19 protein-coding genes are annotated in these 16,017 nt (G+C 68.0%); 14 read left to right on the forward strand and 5 right to left on the reverse strand.

The window, feature by feature from the left end; genetic code table 11:
- Positions 1-72: 72 nt before the first annotated feature.
- Positions 73-675 (forward strand): c-type cytochrome, encoded by a 603-nt coding sequence (locus tag ASD05_RS06320; RefSeq protein ID WP_056589265.1) that lies wholly within the window; start codon positions 73-75, stop codon positions 673-675.
- A gap of 74 nt (positions 676-749) precedes the next feature.
- On the opposite strand, the gene ASD05_RS06325 is transcribed toward ASD05_RS06320, so the two are convergent.
- Genes ASD05_RS06325 through ASD05_RS06335 form a run of 3 tightly spaced genes read right to left on the reverse strand, consistent with a single transcriptional unit; the run spans position 750 to position 2,813 of the window.
- Entirely contained in the window at positions 750-1,313 is a 564-nt protein-coding gene (locus ASD05_RS06325) for a DUF2946 family protein (RefSeq protein ID WP_056589269.1), read from the reverse strand.
- Positions 1,314-1,332: 19 nt separating this feature from the next.
- Positions 1,333-2,361, reverse strand: a complete 1,029-nt coding sequence (locus ASD05_RS06330; RefSeq protein ID WP_056589272.1) for a YheT family hydrolase — start codon at positions 2,359-2,361, stop codon at positions 1,333-1,335.
- A complete protein-coding gene (locus ASD05_RS06335; protein ID WP_007837388.1) occupies positions 2,361-2,813 on the reverse strand; it encodes a YybH family protein in 453 nt (150 codons plus the stop codon). The genes ASD05_RS06330 and ASD05_RS06335 overlap by 1 nt, the downstream gene beginning before the upstream one ends.
- Positions 2,814-3,030: 217 nt before the next feature.
- On the opposite strand from ASD05_RS06335, the gene rutA reads away from it, so the two are divergent.
- The 6 genes from rutA to rutF are packed head-to-tail and all read left to right on the forward strand — an operon-like array spanning position 3,031 to position 7,336.
- A complete protein-coding gene (gene rutA, locus ASD05_RS06340) occupies positions 3,031-4,143 on the forward strand; it encodes a pyrimidine utilization protein A (protein WP_056589275.1) in 1,113 nt (370 codons plus the stop codon).
- A gap of 13 nt (positions 4,144-4,156) precedes the next feature.
- On the forward strand, positions 4,157-4,948 hold the full coding sequence (gene rutB / locus ASD05_RS06345; RefSeq protein WP_082571985.1) for a pyrimidine utilization protein B: 792 nt from the start codon (positions 4,157-4,159) through the stop codon (positions 4,946-4,948).
- Positions 4,949-4,971: 23 nt separating this feature from the next.
- Positions 4,972-5,364, forward strand: a complete 393-nt coding sequence (gene rutC / locus ASD05_RS06350; RefSeq protein ID WP_007837393.1) for a pyrimidine utilization protein C — start codon at positions 4,972-4,974, stop codon at positions 5,362-5,364.
- Positions 5,365-5,369: 5 nt separating this feature from the next.
- Positions 5,370-6,176, forward strand: coding sequence for a pyrimidine utilization protein D (gene rutD / locus ASD05_RS06355; RefSeq protein WP_056589278.1), 807 nt, complete (start codon positions 5,370-5,372; stop codon positions 6,174-6,176).
- The gene (locus ASD05_RS06360; protein ID WP_056589281.1) at positions 6,173-6,775 is read left to right on the forward strand and encodes a malonic semialdehyde reductase; all 603 of its coding nucleotides are present in this window, start codon (positions 6,173-6,175) and stop codon (positions 6,773-6,775) included. The genes rutD and ASD05_RS06360 overlap by 4 nt, the downstream gene beginning before the upstream one ends.
- 12 nt (positions 6,776-6,787) lie before the next feature.
- Entirely contained in the window at positions 6,788-7,336 is a 549-nt protein-coding gene (gene rutF, locus ASD05_RS06365) for an NADH-dependent FMN reductase RutF (protein WP_056589285.1), read from the forward strand.
- A gap of 154 nt (positions 7,337-7,490) precedes the next feature.
- On the opposite strand, the gene rutR is transcribed toward rutF, so the two are convergent.
- On the reverse strand, positions 7,491-8,195 hold the full coding sequence (gene rutR, locus ASD05_RS06370) for an HTH-type transcriptional regulator RutR (protein WP_056589289.1): 705 nt from the start codon (positions 8,193-8,195) through the stop codon (positions 7,491-7,493).
- Positions 8,196-8,388: 193 nt separating this feature from the next.
- Here rutR and ASD05_RS06375 point away from each other — a divergent pair, with 193 nt between their 5' ends.
- From ASD05_RS06375 to ASD05_RS06405, 7 genes are all read left to right on the forward strand, one after another.
- Positions 8,389-9,390 carry an isopenicillin N synthase family dioxygenase gene (locus ASD05_RS06375; RefSeq protein WP_056589480.1) on the forward strand — a complete coding sequence of 334 codons (1,002 nt, stop codon included), beginning with the start codon at positions 8,389-8,391 and terminating at the stop codon, positions 9,388-9,390.
- A gap of 4 nt (positions 9,391-9,394) precedes the next feature.
- Positions 9,395-9,781: a VOC family protein gene (locus ASD05_RS06380; protein ID WP_056589292.1), complete on the forward strand. Its 387-nt coding sequence runs from the start codon at positions 9,395-9,397 to the stop codon at positions 9,779-9,781.
- A 67-nt stretch (positions 9,782-9,848) separates the two neighbouring features.
- Entirely contained in the window at positions 9,849-10,958 is a 1,110-nt protein-coding gene (locus tag ASD05_RS06385; protein WP_082571986.1) for a BMP family ABC transporter substrate-binding protein, read from the forward strand.
- A gap of 18 nt (positions 10,959-10,976) precedes the next feature.
- Positions 10,977-12,503: an ABC transporter ATP-binding protein gene (locus ASD05_RS06390; RefSeq protein ID WP_056589295.1), complete on the forward strand. Its 1,527-nt coding sequence runs from the start codon at positions 10,977-10,979 to the stop codon at positions 12,501-12,503.
- Entirely contained in the window at positions 12,496-13,620 is a 1,125-nt protein-coding gene (locus tag ASD05_RS06395; RefSeq protein WP_056589298.1) for an ABC transporter permease, read from the forward strand. Before ASD05_RS06390 ends, ASD05_RS06395 begins: the two co-directional genes overlap by 8 nt.
- On the forward strand, positions 13,617-14,549 hold the full coding sequence (locus ASD05_RS06400) for an ABC transporter permease (protein WP_056589301.1): 933 nt from the start codon (positions 13,617-13,619) through the stop codon (positions 14,547-14,549). Before ASD05_RS06395 ends, ASD05_RS06400 begins: the two co-directional genes overlap by 4 nt.
- Positions 14,546-15,220, forward strand: a complete 675-nt coding sequence (locus ASD05_RS06405) for a cysteine hydrolase family protein (protein ID WP_007838492.1) — start codon at positions 14,546-14,548, stop codon at positions 15,218-15,220. The genes ASD05_RS06400 and ASD05_RS06405 overlap by 4 nt, the downstream gene beginning before the upstream one ends.
- Here ASD05_RS06405 and ASD05_RS06410 read toward each other — a convergent pair.
- A complete protein-coding gene (locus tag ASD05_RS06410; RefSeq protein WP_056589305.1) occupies positions 15,200-15,976 on the reverse strand; it encodes a hypothetical protein in 777 nt (258 codons plus the stop codon). The two genes, ASD05_RS06405 and ASD05_RS06410, sit on opposite strands and share 21 nt — an antisense overlap.
- Positions 15,977-16,017 lie beyond the last annotated feature (41 nt).

Raw genomic sequence — 16,017 nt, forward strand, 5'->3', positions numbered from 1 at the left:
CAAGGGGCCTCTCTATAATCGCCGGTTGGTTAGGAAAAGCCCCCCGACGAGCCCCCGTTATTGAGGACGCCAATGAGCGCAGACCCGCATTACCAGGCCACAGAAGAAGCCCACACCGGGCCGATCAAGAACCCGAAGCAACTGCTGCTCGCGGTATTTTTCTCCTTCATTGCCCCGATCCTGATCATCGTGGGTCTTGTCTCCTACGTGGTCTCGGGCACCAAGCCCGCCGGCACCGCGGAAGGCGACAACATGGCGCTCTACGGCGTGACCAAGGAAGCGCGCGACCGCGAAGTGGCCGAACGCCTCAGGAAGGTCGGCACCATCGAGATCCGCGACGCCAACCGCCCGCTCGCTGCAGGCGAGGCCGTGTTCAAGGCCCAGTGCGTCGCCTGCCACGGCGCGCCCGGCATTCCCGGCGCCCCTCACCTGAACGACGCCGCTGCCTGGGGCCCGCGCATCGGCCAAGGCTATGCCACCCTCCTCGAACATGCCCTGAAGGGCAAGGGCGCCATGCCAGCCCAAGGCGGCGGCGACTTCGAAGACCTCGAAGTGGGCCGCGCCGTGGTCTACATGGCCAATGCCGGCGGCGCCAAGTTCCCGGTGCCCGACCGCCCGGCAGCCGCAGCCCCCGCTGAAGGCGCGGCCTCTGCGGCCAGTGCTCCTGCCAAGTAAGCGTTTTCCCTGGTCACACGAAAAGCCGGCCCTGCGCCGGCTTTCTTCATTGGCGGGTCGGCAGACTGCGGAGTTCAGGGCTTCGCCGGCGCGGAGGCCGTGCCGGCATGGCGCTGCGCCGGGCTCAGCACATGGCCGAAGCGGTCGGGCAGTTCGCTGGCCTGCACCGCCTCCGGCGCCCACAGGCCTCGTTCGACCGCCTCGGCGGCGATGCCCACGTCCTGCGTGTGCACCAGTCCAAGCCCGAGGGGCGAGACCAGATAGAGCCGGCCTTCCCCATCGAGCAGGCAGCCCGATACCTCCACCGCCTTGCCGGTGTGGGACGTGACGGTGAACCCACCGCCCTCCTTTTCGGCCACGCGCCACACCAGCGGCGCGGCCTCCAGCTCCACATACACGCGCTGCGGCCCGTTCTGGAAGAACCACTGGCCCTCGTCGTCGTGCTCGTAGTTGCGGTGGATGAAGTCGATCAGCTTGTCGTGCCTGAGCATCGAGCCCTTGGCCGCGCGGAACGGGCCCATGGCCTGGGTGCGGTCGTCGCGCATGTACCAGTTGCCGCGCGCGTCCAGGCCCAGCCAGCCGTAGCAGTGCGGCACGTTGGGCCATTTGGCGAGGGCTTGTTTGACGATGTCGTCCATCGCGCTATTTTGCTCGCCCTCAGACGTGCGTGGCCAGCCAGCCGCCGACCCGCTCCGGCATGCCGCGCACATGCCCCGGCGGCAGCCCCATCGGAAAGCCGACGTGCCCGCCGTGCGCGGGTTGCCACAGCGTGACGTGCGCGCCGACCTCGCCGGGCTTCGGCAGGCTCGCCGCGGGAATGAACGGATCGTTGCGGGCGTTCACCACCAGTGCGGGCACGCGCACCGAGGCCAGGTGCGGCTTGGCCGAGCCGCGCGTCCAGTAGTCCTCGGTATCGCGAAAGCCGTGCAGCGGGGCGGTGAAGACGTTGTCGAACTCGTAGAGGTTGCGCGACGACATCAGCCGCTCGCGGTCGAACAGCCCCGGGAACTGCTCCAGCTTGGCCAGCGCCTTGGGCTTCATGGTCGCGAGGAACATGCGCGTGTAGACCAGCCGGTTGAAGCCCTGCCCGATGGCTTCGCCGCCCGCCGCGAGGTCGAGCGGCGCGCTGACCGATGCCACGGCGCTCACCACGCCGGAGGCGCTCTCGCCCGCCTCCGAGGCCCAGCGCATCAGCGCGTTGCCACCGAGCGACACGCCCGCCGCCAGCACCGGCCCGCCGCCCTTGCGTGCATGCTGGTCGCGCATGCGCGCGAGGATCCAGCCGATCTCCTCGAAGTCGCCCGAGTGGTAGGCGCGCGGCGCCAGGTTCAGCTCGCCGCTGCAGCCGCGGAAATGCGGCACCGCGAAGGCCATGCCGCGAGAGGCGGCGAATGCGGCAAAGGCCTCGGCGTAGTGGCTGCGCGACGAGCCTTCGAGCCCGTGGAACAGCACCAGCAGCGGCCTCGGGCCCGGCATTGGCGCATCGACGAAGTCGACGTCGATGAAGTCGCTGTCCGGCGTGGGCCAGCGCTCGCGCCGGTAGACCGGGGCCGGCCCGTCGAAGCGCTTCGCATAGAGCGCGGCCCAGATGGTCTGCAGGTTGCCGCCGGGCAGCCAGCGCGGCGCCGCGTAGTCCAGCGACTGGGGCGCGGAAACGGGACCGGAGGTGGCGACGAAGGAAGACATCAGTGCAGGACCTGGGGCGGATCGTTCGCTTCGTCCGGTTCGCGCGCACTGCCCGGGCTCGCATGGTGCGCCACCATGCGCCAGCCCTGGACGGTCTTGTGATAGACGTTGGTGGCCAGCACGAAGGCATGGCGCGGGCCCTCGGCCGTGAGCACCTCGATGCGTTCGAGCACGTTGTGCACGGCGCTGGCGAGCGACTCGATCTTGCGCACCCGCGCCGGCGTGGCGTGGATCGCGCCGTTGCCGAACATCTGCTCGAAGGCCGCGCGGATCGCCACGGCCCCCACCAGCCGCGGGCCGCCGGGATGCACGCAGAAAACCTCGTCCTCGTCGGCCCAGCAGGCCATCAGCGCGTCGATGTCGCCGCGCTGCAGCGCTTCGTAGAAGGCCGCTTCGACGTCGTCGGCAGTGCCGCCGATGGCCGCGGCGGCGCGGAGTGGGGTCTTGGGCATGGCGTGATTTTGCCGCGCCGTGCGTGACGGCGGCACTGCACCGCTTTGGTCCATGCTGCACCGTGCTGCCGCAATTCCGGCGGAACGCCTGCTCCACTTTGGACCAAATGGTCAAAACGTGGATGCAATTTTTCTCCAACCCATTGATTTAAAACAACTTATTCAACTGGCACGGCGCATGCAAGGAGCTTCGCAACCTCGCAACAGGAGCGCTTCCATGAACGTCGGCATCTTCATTCCCATCGGCAACAACGGCTGGCTGCTTTCCGAAAACGCGCCGCAGTACAAGCCCAGCTTCGAACTCAACAAGCAGATCACGCTGAAGGCCGAGCGCTACGGTGTCGACTTCGTGCTGTCCATGATCAAGCTGCGTGGCTTCGGCGGCAAGACGGAGTTCTGGGACCACAACCTCGAATCCTTCACGCTGATGGCCGGCCTCGCCGCCGTCACCAGCAAGATCAAGCTGTTTGCCACGGCCGCCTCGCTGGTGATGCCGCCGGCCATCGTGGCGCGCATGGCGTCGACCATCGACTCCATTTCCAATGGCCGCTTCGGCCTCAACCTCGTCACCGGCTGGCAGCGGCCCGAGTACTCGCAGATGGGCATGTGGCCCGGCGACCAGTTCTTCGGCACGCGCTACCAGTACCTCAGCGAATACATCCAGGTGCTGCGCGACCTCTGGGGCACCGGCCAGTCCGACTTCAAGGGCGACCATTTCAAGATGGACGACTGCCGCCTGAGCCCGCAGCCGCAGGCCGACATGAAGGTGATCTGCGCCGGCCAGAGCGACGCGGGCATGGAGTTCTCGGCCAAATACGCCGACTACAACTTCTGCTTCGGCAAGGGCGTGAACACGCCCAAGGCCTTCGCGCCCGCGGCTGAGAAGCTCATCGAGGCCACCGCGAAGACCGGCCGCAGCGTCACCACCTACGTGCTGATGATGGTGATCGCCGACGAGACCGACGACGCCGCGCGCGCCAAGTGGGAGCACTACAAGGCCGGCGCCGACCATGAAGCGATTGCATGGCTGGGCCAGCAGGGCGCAGCCGACACCAAGTCGGGCGCCGACACCAACGTGCGCCAGATGACCGACCCGACCTCCGCCGTCAACATCAACATGGGCACGCTGGTGGGCTCCTACGCCACCGTCGCGCGCCTGCTCGACGAAATGGCCGAGGTGCCCGGCACCGAAGGCGTGCTGCTGACCTTCGACGATTTCGTGCAGGGCGTCGAAGCCTTCGGCGAGCGCATCCAGCCGCTCATGAAGAGCCGCGCGCATGTGCAGAGCCCCGTGCCTTCGCAGGCCGAGCCCGAGCGCCTCGCGGCCTGAGCAGGAGCACCACGTGAGCACTCCCGCACGCAACACGACTCTCACATCGAACATCCCCGTTGGCGCACCGCGGCTGCCCGGCGCCCCCGCACCGCAGGTGCTGCCCGCGCGCCCCGAGCCGCTGGCGCTGCACGCGACCGACTCCGCGCTGATCGTCGTCGACATGCAGAACGCCTACGCCTCCATCGGCGGGTATGTCGACTCGGCCGGCTTCGACATCTCCGGCGCGCAAGGCACCATCGCGAACATCGTGCGCACCATCGCAGCGGCACGCGCGGCCGGCATGCTCGTTGTATTCCTGCAGAACGGCTGGGACGCGGCGTACATCGAAGCCGGCGGCCCCGGCTCGCCGAACTGGCACAAGTCGAACGCGCTCAAGACCATGCGCGCCAGGCCCGAGCTGCGGGGCAAGTTCCTCGCCAAGGGCGGCTGGGACTACGAACTCATCGAAGAGATGAAGCCACAGCCCGGCGACATCGTCGTGCCCAAGACGCGCTACAGCGGCTTCTTCAACAGCACGCTCGACAGCACGCTGCGTGCACGCGGCATCCGCCACCTGGTGTTCACCGGCATCGCGACCAACGTGTGCGTCGAATCGACGCTGCGCGATGCCTTCCACCTCGAATACTTCGCCGTGATGCTCGAGGACGCCACGCACGAACTCGGCGGACCTGCGATCCAGAAGGCCTCGGTCTACAACGTCGAAACCTTCTTCGGATGGGTCTCCACGGTAGACGACTTCTGCCGCACCTTCGCGCCTTCATCGATCACCCAACCCGCACCGGCCGAAACGGCCATCGCCTGATTCACTTCAAGGAGCCTCCCCTCATGCCCAAGCAAGCCATCATCCCGCCCGGCACCGGCGTGCCGCTCGCCCCCTACGTCCCCGGCACGCTCGCCGACGGCGTGCTCTACGTGTCGGGCACGCTGCCCTTCGACAAGGACAACAACGTGGTCCACGTCGGCGACGCGAGCGCACAGGCAAGGCATGTGCTCACCATCATCCAGGGCGTGGTCGAAGCCGCGGGCGGCACCATGGACGACGTGACCTTCAACCAGATCATGCTCAAGGACTGGGCCGACTACGCGAAGATCAACGCGGTGTATGCCGAGTTCTTTCCCGGCACCAAGCCCGCGCGCTACTGCATCCAGTGCGGCCTCGTGAAGCCCGATGCGCTGATCGAGATCGCCTCGATCGCACACGTCGGCAAGAAGGCCTGACACTCATGCCGTCGCTGCACTACGAAGTGCATGGGCCGGCCGATGCGGCGGCCACCGTGCTGCTGTCGTCCGGCCTCGGTGGCTCGGCGGGCTTCTGGCAGCCGCAGCTCGGCGCCCTGGTCGCCGCCGGGCACCGCGTCATCGCATACGACCAGCGCGGTACGGGCCGCAGCCCCGCTGCGCTGCCCGATGCGTATGCCATCGAACACATGGCGCAGGACGTGCTCGACATCCTCGATGCCACGAAGACTTCGCAATGCCACTTCGCGGGCCATGCGCTCGGCGGCCTCGTGGGCCTGCAGCTCGCGCTGGATGCGCCCTCGCGCATCGCGAGCCTCGTGCTCATCAATGCATGGTCCCGGCCCAATCCGCATTCGGCGCGCTGCTTCGACGCGCGGCTCGCGCTGCTCGGCGCCTGCGGCCCGCGCGCATACGTGGAAGCGCAACCGATCTTCCTGTACCCCGCTGCCTGGTGCGCCGAACACGCGCAGCGCGTCGCCGACGAAGTCGACCACGCCTTCGCGCATTTCCCCGGCGAAGCCAACATGCGCGCGCGCATCGCCGCGCTGCGGGCCTTCGACATCGACGCGCGCCTCGCCGACATCGCCGCCCCTGCATTGGTCGCCGCAGCCAAGGACGACGCGCTCGTGCCCTGGACCTGCTCGCAGCGCCTGGCCGATGGCCTGCGCGACGTCACGCTCGACTTCATGCCGCACGGCGGCCATGCCCACAGCGTGACCGAGGCCGAAGCCTTCAACCGCAGCCTGCTCGACTTTCTTTCCCGGGTCAGCGCACCCGCCGTTCCCGCATGACCAAAACGCTTTCCACCGCACTCGACGACGCCGCGCTGTCGCTGCTATTCACCGGCGCACGCAGCCACAACGGCTGGACCGACGAACCGGTCACCGATGCACAGCTGCAGCAGATCTATGCGCTCGCGAGCCTCGGCCCGACCTCGGCCAACTGCTCGCCTGCCCGCTTCGTGTTCGTGCGCACGCCTGAAGGCAAACAGCGCCTCGCACCGGCGCTCTCCAAGGGCAACCTCGACAAGACAATGACCGCCCCCGTCACGGTCATCGCCGCGTGGGACCGCAAGTTCTACGACAAGCTGCCCACGCTGTTCCCGCATGCCGACGCGCGCAGCTGGTTCACCGGCAGCCCCGAAGCCGCGCACGAGACCGCCTTCCGCAATGCCAGCCTGCAGGCGGGCTACCTGCTGCTCGCCGCGCGCGCGGTCGGCCTCGACGCCGGGCCGATGTCGGGCTTCGACAAGGCGAAGGTCGATGCCGCCTTCTTCGAGGGCACCGACTGGACCACCAACTTCCTCATCAACCTGGGCCACGGCGATGCGTCGAAGGTGTTCGGCCGCCTGCCGCGGCTGCCCTTCGACGAGGCCTGTGTGCTGGCCTGAAAGAGTCACGACATGCTGAACGCCATGGCCTCCCACCCTGCAGCATCGAACCCACCCGGCCTGCCTACGGGCCTGCCGAAGGCCGACTACCGCAATGCGATGGCGCGCCTGGGCGCCGCAGTGAACATCATCACCACCGACGGCCCCGCAGGCCGCGCCGGCTTCACGGCCTCGGCCGTGTGCAGCGTGACCGACGAACCGCCGACGCTGCTCGTGTGCCTGAACCGCTCGGCCTCGGTGTACCCGGCGTTCAAGGCCAACGGTGTGCTGTGCGTGAACGTGCTGGCCGCGGGGCACCAGTCGCTCTCCGCGCTGTTCGGCGGCAAGACGCCGATGGACGAACGCTTCGCCGCCGGCAACTGGAGCCACAAGACCACGGGCTCGCCGATGCTCGACAACGCGGCCGTGTCCTTCGACTGCCGCGTGGTGCATTCAACGAGCGCGGGCACGCATGACGTGCTGTTCTGCGAAGCGGTGGCCATCGCCATCGGCGGCGCGGCGCAAGGCTTGATCTACTTCGACCGGCGCTATCACGAGATCGCGGCGCCACCGCAGCACTGACGCTTCTTACCCTTCTGCATTCGCAGGCAATGCCTTTGAATTGCTCCTTCCCCCTTTGGGGGAAGGCTGGGATGGGGGCAGGCAGAGCGCTCGATGGACACGCTGCTTGCCCCACCCCAACCCTCCCCCAGAGGGGGAGGGAGCAAGGCAAGATTCAGCGGGGCGCAATGCCCTGCAGCACGATGCGCTGAACGTTCTCCACGGTCTGCTCGAAGAACGCCGCATCGTCCAGCGTGTGGCCCGTCAGTGCCTGCACCTGTACGCCGAAGTCCGCGTAGTGCTGCGTCACCGCCCACAGCGCGAAGATCAGGTGATGCGGGTCGACCGGCGCCAGCTTGCCGGCCTCGATCCATGCGCGAATCACTTCCGATTTTTTCTCCACCAGCGTGCGCAGCTCGCGGTCGAGTTCGTCGCGCAGCAGCGGCGCGCCCTGGATCATTTCGAGGCAGAACAACCGCGACGCATCGGGCCGGTCGCGCGACACCACCAGCTTGCGGCGGATGTAGCCGCCGATGGCCTCGCCCGGGTCCTGCTCGGCGCTGAAGCCGCGCAGCGGTTCGAGCCACAGCGCCAGCAGGTCGCGCAGCACATTGACGTAAAGCTCTTCCTTGTTCGCGAAGTAATAGAGCAGGTTGCTCTTCGACACATCGGCGCGCGCCGCCACCTGGTCGATCGACGTGCCGTGCAGGCCGAAGCGCGAGAACAACCCCAGCGCTGCACCAAGGATCGCACTGCGCTTGTCCTCGATCTGGCGCAGCCGGCGATTCACCGCGGACGCGCTGCGCACCGCGGGCTTGGCGCGCTTGCGCACCGGGCTCTCTTTGCTGGCGCTTGCGGCCAGCGCTTTGGTCTTCGGCATCTTCCCTCGCTCTTGTTCATGAATCGGCAAACGGCGCACCACTGTAAGGCCACGGTGCATCGCCTTGCGCCGCAGTTGCCTTCGCGGCGCAAGGTTGCGCACCATGCTGACGCGACGAATGCGTTTTGTCCATTTGGTCCAACTGGCACAGACGTTGCATGGCGAAAGGCATGCCAAGCATGAGGAACCTGCCATGACCCTGCTGTCCGTCCCCATCATCGATCTCGCGCCCTACTTCGCCGGCACCGCCGAAGGAAAGGCGGAGGTCGCGAAGAAAGTCGACGAAGCCTGCCGCAGCATCGGCTTTCTCGTCATCACCAACCACGGCATTTCGCCGGACCTGATCTCCCGCGTGTCCTCGCTCTCGCGCAGGTTCTTCGACATGCCGCTGGCAGAGAAGCGCAAGGTCGACCGCCCGCGCGAAGACGCCGTGCGCGGCTACAGCGCAGTGGGCGAGGAAGGCCTTTCCTACAGCCTCGAAGAGGCCGCGCCCGGCGACCTGAAGGAGTCGTTCTCCATCGGTCCCTCGAACGTGCCCGACGACGACTACCACCGCGGCCCCGCAGCCGGCCCGCACTTCGAGCCCAACAGCTGGCCGCCCATCGAAGGCTTCAAGGAAGCCTACGAGGGCTACTTCGAGGCAATGAGCGATCTCTCGCGCTCGCTGATGCGCGTCTTCGCGCTCGGCCTGTCGCTGCCCGAGACCTTCTTCGACGACAAGATCGACAGGCACATCAGCATGTTCCGCGTGCTGAGCTATCCGCCTCAACGCGAACAGCCACTGCCCGGCCAGCTGCGTGCGGGCGCGCACAGCGACTACGGCAGCCTCACCATCGTGCTGCCCGACGACAAGGGCCTGCAGGTGTTCAACAAGGCCGGCCAGTGGGTCGACGTGCCGCAGGTCGAAGGCGGCCTGGTGGTCAACATCGCCGACCTCATGATGCAGTGGACCAACGACCAGTGGGTGTCCACGCTGCACCGCGTGATCAACCCGCCCTTCGAGGTGGCGAGCACCAATCGCCGGCAGTCGCTGGTGTTCTTCCATCAGCCCAACTACGACGCGATGGTCGAGTGCTTGCCGAGCTGCCTCGCGCCGGGCGAAGAGGCGAAGTACGCGCCCATCTCGTCGGGCGACCACCTCACATCGAAGTTCGTCAAGCAGACGACCTTCGGCGGCACCAAAGTGACGGCCTGAACGCATGGCCCACCTGTCTTACGTCAACGTCTTCGCGAAGGACGTGGTCGCGCTCAGCGGCTTCTACCAGCGCGTGTTCGGCTTCGCCGAGATCGAGGCGATCCGCTCGCCGATCTTCCGCGGGCTGGACACCGGCAAGTCGAGCCTGGGCTTCAACGCGCTCGATGCCTACGAACTGCTGCACCTGAGCGAGTTCTCGGACACGCGCGGTGTCAAGTTCCTGCTGAACATCGACGTCGACAGCCAGGCCGACGTCGACCGCATGGTGCCCGTTGCGCTCGAAGCGGGTGCCACGCTCGTCAAGCCGCCGTACGTTACCTACTACAACTGGTACCAGTCGGTGTTGCTGGACCCCGAAGGCAATGTGTTCCGCATCAACTTCATGATGTGACGCGCACTGCTCGCTCCGATTTTCTCGTCCCTCCCTTTCTTCAAAGCCCCTCACCAAAGGTAGTTCCATGCAGCAGCTGCGCACCCTCACTCCCGGCCTGGGCCTCGCGATGACCATCGCGGCCGGCGGCGCGTTCTTCACCACGCTGCCCGCCGCGGCCGCCGATGGCTTCACGCTGAAGGACAAGCCGAAGATCGCGATGCTCTACTTCGGCCCGAAGAACGACGGCGGCTGGACGCAGGCCTTCGACGAAGCCCGCGCGAAGGTCGAGAAGGAAATCGGCCAGAAGATCCAGTTCGTCGAGAACGTGCCGGAAGACGCCTCGGCCATCAAGCCCGCGGCCGAGAAATTCATCCAGCGCGGCGCCAACATCGTGATCGGCACGGCCTTCGGCTACTCCGACAGCTTCAAGGACCTGGCCGCGAAGTACCCCGACGTGGCCTTCCTCAACGGCTCGGGCACCACCAACGGCAGCAACCTCGAATCGTTCTACGGCCGCACCTACGAGAGCCAGTATCTCTGCGGCATGGCGGCCGGCGCGGCCTCCAAGACCGGCAAGCTCGGCTTCGTCGCGGCCAATCCCTTCGGCGTGGTGAACTGGACCATCAACGCCTTCGCTCTCGGCGCGCAGAAGATGAACCCGAACGCCACGGTCAACGTGATCTACACCGGCGCCTGGAACGACCCGGTGAAGGAACGTGCCGCGGCCGCCGCGCTGATCGACCAGGGCGCCGACGTGATCGGCCAGCACGTCGACAGCCCCACGCCGCAGATCGTCGCGCAGGAACGCGGTGTGTACGGCACCGGCCACCACCGCGACCTGCGCCAGTTCGCGCCCAAGGCCACGCTGTGCTCGTCGGTGTGGGTGTGGGACCGCTTCCTGACGCCCGAACTCAAGAAGATCATCGCCGGCAACTGGAAGCCCTCGCAGTACGGCGCCTTCATCGAGATGAAGGACGGCGGCACCGACATCGCCGGCTTCGGCCCCGCCGTGCCCAAGGACAAGACCGCGGCCATCACCGCCGAGCGCGACGCGATCCTGAAGGGCAAGCAGGTCTACGCCGGCCCGCTCGCCGACCGCGACGGCAAGGAGCGCGTGGCCAAGGGCGCGGTGCTGTCCGATGCGGACCTGTGGAAGATGGACTGGTTCGTCAAGGGCGTGGTCACGCAGAAGTAAGCCGGAGCCACGCACCTCATGCCCAACGCGCTCGAACTCACCGGCATACGCAAGTCCTTCGACGGCTTCGCGGCACTGACCGACGCTCACTTTGCCGCGCGCTGGGGCGAAGTGCATGCACTGCTGGGCGAGAACGGCGCGGGCAAGTCCTCGCTGATGAACATCGCGGCCGGGCTCTATGCGCCCGAGGCCGGGCAACTGCTGGTGGACGACAACGCGGTGCGCTTCGCCGGGCCACGCGATGCGGCGAAGCACCGCATCGGCATGGTCCATCAGCATTTCAAGCTGGTGCGGCCGTTCACGGTGGCGCAGAACATCCTGCTCACTGCGCCGCCGCCAGCCGAGTTTCAGAGCCACGGCGAGCGGCTGCGCGAGATCGAACGCGACATCCGCAACAAGGCGTCCGAGCTGGGCTTCGACATCGATCCGTCGAAGCGCATCGATGCGTTGTCGATTGCCGAACAGCAGCGCGTCGAGATCCTCAAGGTGCTGCTCGCGGGCGCACGCATCCTGATCCTCGACGAGCCCACGGCCGTGCTGACCGACCAGGAGGCCTCGCGCCTGCTGCAGACGGTACAAGGGCTGGCGCGCGCGGGGGCGGCCGTGGTGCTGGTCACGCACAAGATGGCCGACGTGAAGACGTACGCCGACCGCGTGACGGTGATGCGCGGCGGGCGCACAGTGGCCACGCTGCGGCCCGACCAAGCCTCTGTTGCCGAGCTGGTGAAGCTCACGGTGGGTGAATCGATTGCAACGCAAGGCTTCCGGGCCTCGGCCACATCGCGTGGCCCGGTGCGCTTGTCCGTGCGCGGACTGCGCACGCCGGCCTCACCCGAAGGCCGGCGTGTGCTCGACGGCGTGGATCTCGAACTGCACGCCGGTGAAATCTACGGCCTCGCCGGTGTCGGCGGCAACGGACAAGGCGAGCTGGCGGGCGCGATCATGGGCCTGCCGGGCGAAGCCACCGAAGGCGAGATCCGGCTCGAAGGCCATGGCGACCTGAAGACCATGGCCGCATCCGCGCGCCGTGGCATCGGCATTGCCGCCATTCCGGCCGACCGCTACGGGCTCGCGCTCGCGGGCGACCTTTCCGTCGCCGAGAACTACGCCATCGGCCGTGTGCACACCGGCCGCTACGGCCCCGTGTGGCGCCTGCGCCGCGGCCGCATCCAGAGCGACACGCAGGAGGCCGTGCGCGCCTTCGACGTGCAGGGTGTGCGCTCGGTCGCGCAGAAGGCCGCACTGCTGTCCGGCGGCAATGCGCAGAAGCTCGTGCTGGCGCGCGAGTTCGGCAAGTCGCCCACGCTGGTGCTCGCGCACAGCCCGAGCCGCGGGCTCGATGTGCGCGCCAGCGCCGAGGTGCATGCGCGTCTCCGCGCCGCGCGCGACAGCGGCGCCGCCGTGCTGCTGATCAGCGAAGACCTCGACGAGGTGCTGCAGCTGGCCGACCGCGTGGGCGTGATGACGCGCGGTCGCATCGCGGGCGAATTCGCGCAGCCCGCCGACCGGCAAGCCATCGGACAGGCGATGGTGGACCATGGCTGAAGCAGTGTTGGCAGCCGACATGGCACATCCTCCCAAGACCCCGCCGCTCGCCGGCCGCCGCTACGCGCTCGAAATCCGCCAGCACATGGCCTGGCGCTGGCAGGCGCTGATCCTCGCGGCCGCCTTGCTCGTGGGCTTCGCCATCTCCGCCGCGATCCTCGTGGCGGCGGGCGTACCAGCCGCCGAACTCGCCAACGAGTTCGTCATGCAGACCTTCTTCGACGGCCAGAACTTCCGCGCCGTGCTGTTCCAGGCCGCGCCGATGATCCTCGTCGGCCTCGCGGGCTCCATCGCCTTCCGCGCGCGCTTCTGGAACCTCGGGCTCGAAGGCCAGATGATCTGGGGCGCCATCGGCGCGACCACCGTCTCGATGTGGCAGATCGGCCCCGAAAACCTGCGCCTGCCGCTGATGTTCGCGGCTGCCATCGGCTGCGGCCTGCTGTGGGTGCTGGGGCCTTCGTGGCTCAAGCTGAAGCTCGGTGTGAACGAGATCATCTCGACGCTGATGCTCAACTACATGGCGGCCAACTTCCTGCTGCATCTGGTCTATGGCAGCTGGAAGGACCCGAAGGACAACTTCCCCTACTCGCCGCAGTTCCGCGCGTTCGAGCGGCTGCCCGAGCTGGGCGCCGGCGTGGGCAGCTCGATCCTGCTCGCGGGCGTGGTCGCGCTGCTGGCGTGGTGGCTGGTGAGCGTGAGCCGCGTGGGGCTGTATCTGCGCTTCGTCGATGCCAACCCGCGCGTGGCGCATGCCAACGGCGTACCGGTGCGGCGCACGATTTATGGCGCGGTGCTGCTGTCGGGCGCGATGGCCGGGCTCGCGGGCTTCGCAGTGGTCGCGGGGCAGGAAGGGCGGCTCACGCAGGCCTTCTACCAGGGCTACGGCTTCTCGGGCATCCTGATCGCCTTTCTCGCGCGCAACAACCCGCTTGCGGCCACGGTGGTAGCGCTGCTGGTGGCGGCGCTGTTCGTCACCGGCCGCAGCCTGCAGGTGTTCTATCAGGTGCCGTTCTCCATGGTGCAGCTGATCCAGGCGGTCATCGTGGTGTGCGTGGCGTCGAGCGACTTCTTCATTCGCCACCGGCTGCGCCGGGTGGGCGGGGAGGCCGCGGCATGAGCGGCAGCATCGTTCTCAACTGGCTCGCGAGCACGCCGGACTTCGCCGTGCCGTATGCGCTGGCCGCACTGGGCCTGATCATCAGCGAGCGCGCGGGCGTGCTCTCGCTCGGCGCCGAAGGGCTGATGCTGGTCGGCGCGCTGGCCGGCATCGGCGCGCAGATCGCCATCGGGCAGCCGGCGGTGTCGCTGGTGCTCGCGATGCTGGCGGCCAGCATGGTGTCGGTGCTGTTCGCGGTGATGGTGATCTGGTTGCGCGTGAACCAGGTGATTGCCGGGCTGGCGCTGGTGTTCTTCTGCCAGGGGCTCACGGCGTTGGTGGGCTCGATGGCCGACTGGACCAACCACGCGACCGAAGGCATCGGCGCGATGGGCCTGTGGCCGCTGTCGATGCTGCCGGGCGTGGGCAGGCTCTTCGAGCAGAACGCGATGGTGTGGTTCACGCTGCCGATCTTCGGCGCGGTGGCGTGGTTCTTCGCGCGCACCTCCACCGGCCTGCGGCTGCGCGCCGTCGGCGAGAACCCGCAGGCGGCGGACGCGGCCGGCATTCGCGTGACGGCATGGCGCTTCGCGGCCGTGCTCGCGGGCTCGGCCCTCGTGGGACTGGCGGGCGCGTACATCTCGGTGGTCAGCACCAAGCTGTGGATCGCGGGCATGACGGGTGGGCGCGGCTGGATCGCGGTGGGCCTGGTGATCTTCGCGCGCTGGTCGCCGTGGAAGGCGCTGGCGGGCGCCGTGCTGTTCGGCTGCATCGAAGCGCTGATTCCGCAGCTGGCCGCGGCCGGCGTGCAACTGCCTCAGTACTTCGTGATGATGACGCCGTATGCGGTGACGCTCGGCGTGATGGTGTGGGTCGCTCTCTCGCGGCGCGGCGCCGATGAAGAGCCCGGTGCGCTGGGTCAACCCTATGTGAGAGAAGAACGGCGATGAAGGCCTGGGTCTACAACGAAGAGCGCGAACTCGACGCGGCGCAGTTCGCCGACTACCTGAACCCCGCGACCACGGCAGTCGTCTCCATCGACATGCACCGCGGCCACCTCGACGACAGCCCCGACTGCCCCTGCCCCGCACCACGGGCGCGCGACGTGGTGGCGCCCATCGACAGCTTTCATGACGAGGTGCGCGCGCTGGGCGTGCGCATCGTGCACATCAAGTCGGTGCTGCGCCCCGATGGCGTGGACGACATCCGCGGCATTCCGTCAGCGTGGCGGCGCACCTTTCCGCTGCACGTGGGCGAGATTCCGAACGCCGACGCGCACGCCATCGAAGGCTCGAAGTGGACCGAGTGGGTCACGCGCGTCGAGCCCGGCGACATGCGCGTGGACAGCAAGCGCCGGCTGTCGGCGTTCTACCCGACCGACCTCGACTTTCTGCTGCGCAACCAGCGCATCGAGACGGTGGTGCTCAACGGCGGCTTCACTGACTGCTGCGTGCTCAACACGGCCTTCGACGCCAACAACCACAACTACCGCGTGATCGTGCTGCGCGACCTCGTGCGCGGCACCGACCCGCATCTGGAAGGCGCGGCGCTGGCGATGGTGTCGCTGCACCTCGGGCTGGTGGTCGATTCGGCGCAGCTGCTACGCCAATGGCGCGGCTGAAGCAGCAGGACTGAGCCAGCGCTCGGCCACCGCCAGCATGTCGCCCTGCGCGGCCTGCCACACCATCTCGGGCGCGGCCACGTGCACGCCCGGCGGCGCGATGCGCAGCGCCACATCAACCAGCTCCGCCACCTTCGACGCGCGCACCGGCTGCTCGCTGCTCGGCACCATGAAGCGCACGACGGACAGCATCCATGCGGCCAGCCGCTCGAGGGGATTGGCGAACTTCGCGTTCGCCGGCTTGCGCGCGGAGCGCAGGAGGATCACGCGCTCGAAGCCGCAGGCCACCACCGCCTGCTCGTCGAGGCTCGCGAGCCCGCGCTTGAGCGCCTCGGGCAGCCGGCCCTGGTCGTGCGGCTGCACGATGGCCAGCGTCTGCACGCCGCTGGCGCGCAGCCAGCGCGCGAGCGCGGGCAGGTCCGAGGGTTCGGGCACCCACAGCGCGCGTTCGCGGTCGTGGTACAGCCGCGGCGGGTCGAAGGCGACGATGGCCGTGTGGGCGGAGGTGAGCGGCCATTGCGCGATCGGCTGGGCCGGGCTCAGGTAGGTCTCGACGCCGCGCAACCCGTCGCGGATCGGCTCGCGCGCCAGCACGCGCGTGTGGGCATGGCGGTGGCTGCCCGCGAGCCGCCGCAGCAGTTCCGCTCCCAACGCGCCAGTCGCACCGGCGACCAGCAGGGTGCCGAAGGCATCGGAAGCAACGGGCAATACCGCACGGTTGGCGGCCTGCAGGGCATGGAGGGGATCGAGGGACATCGAGCCACCTATGCTACCTTCCGCATCTTCTGCGGAGGTAA

The sequence above is a fragment of the Variovorax sp. Root434 genome, from assembly GCF_001426595.1.
Classification (GTDB): domain Bacteria; phylum Pseudomonadota; class Gammaproteobacteria; order Burkholderiales; family Burkholderiaceae_C; genus Variovorax.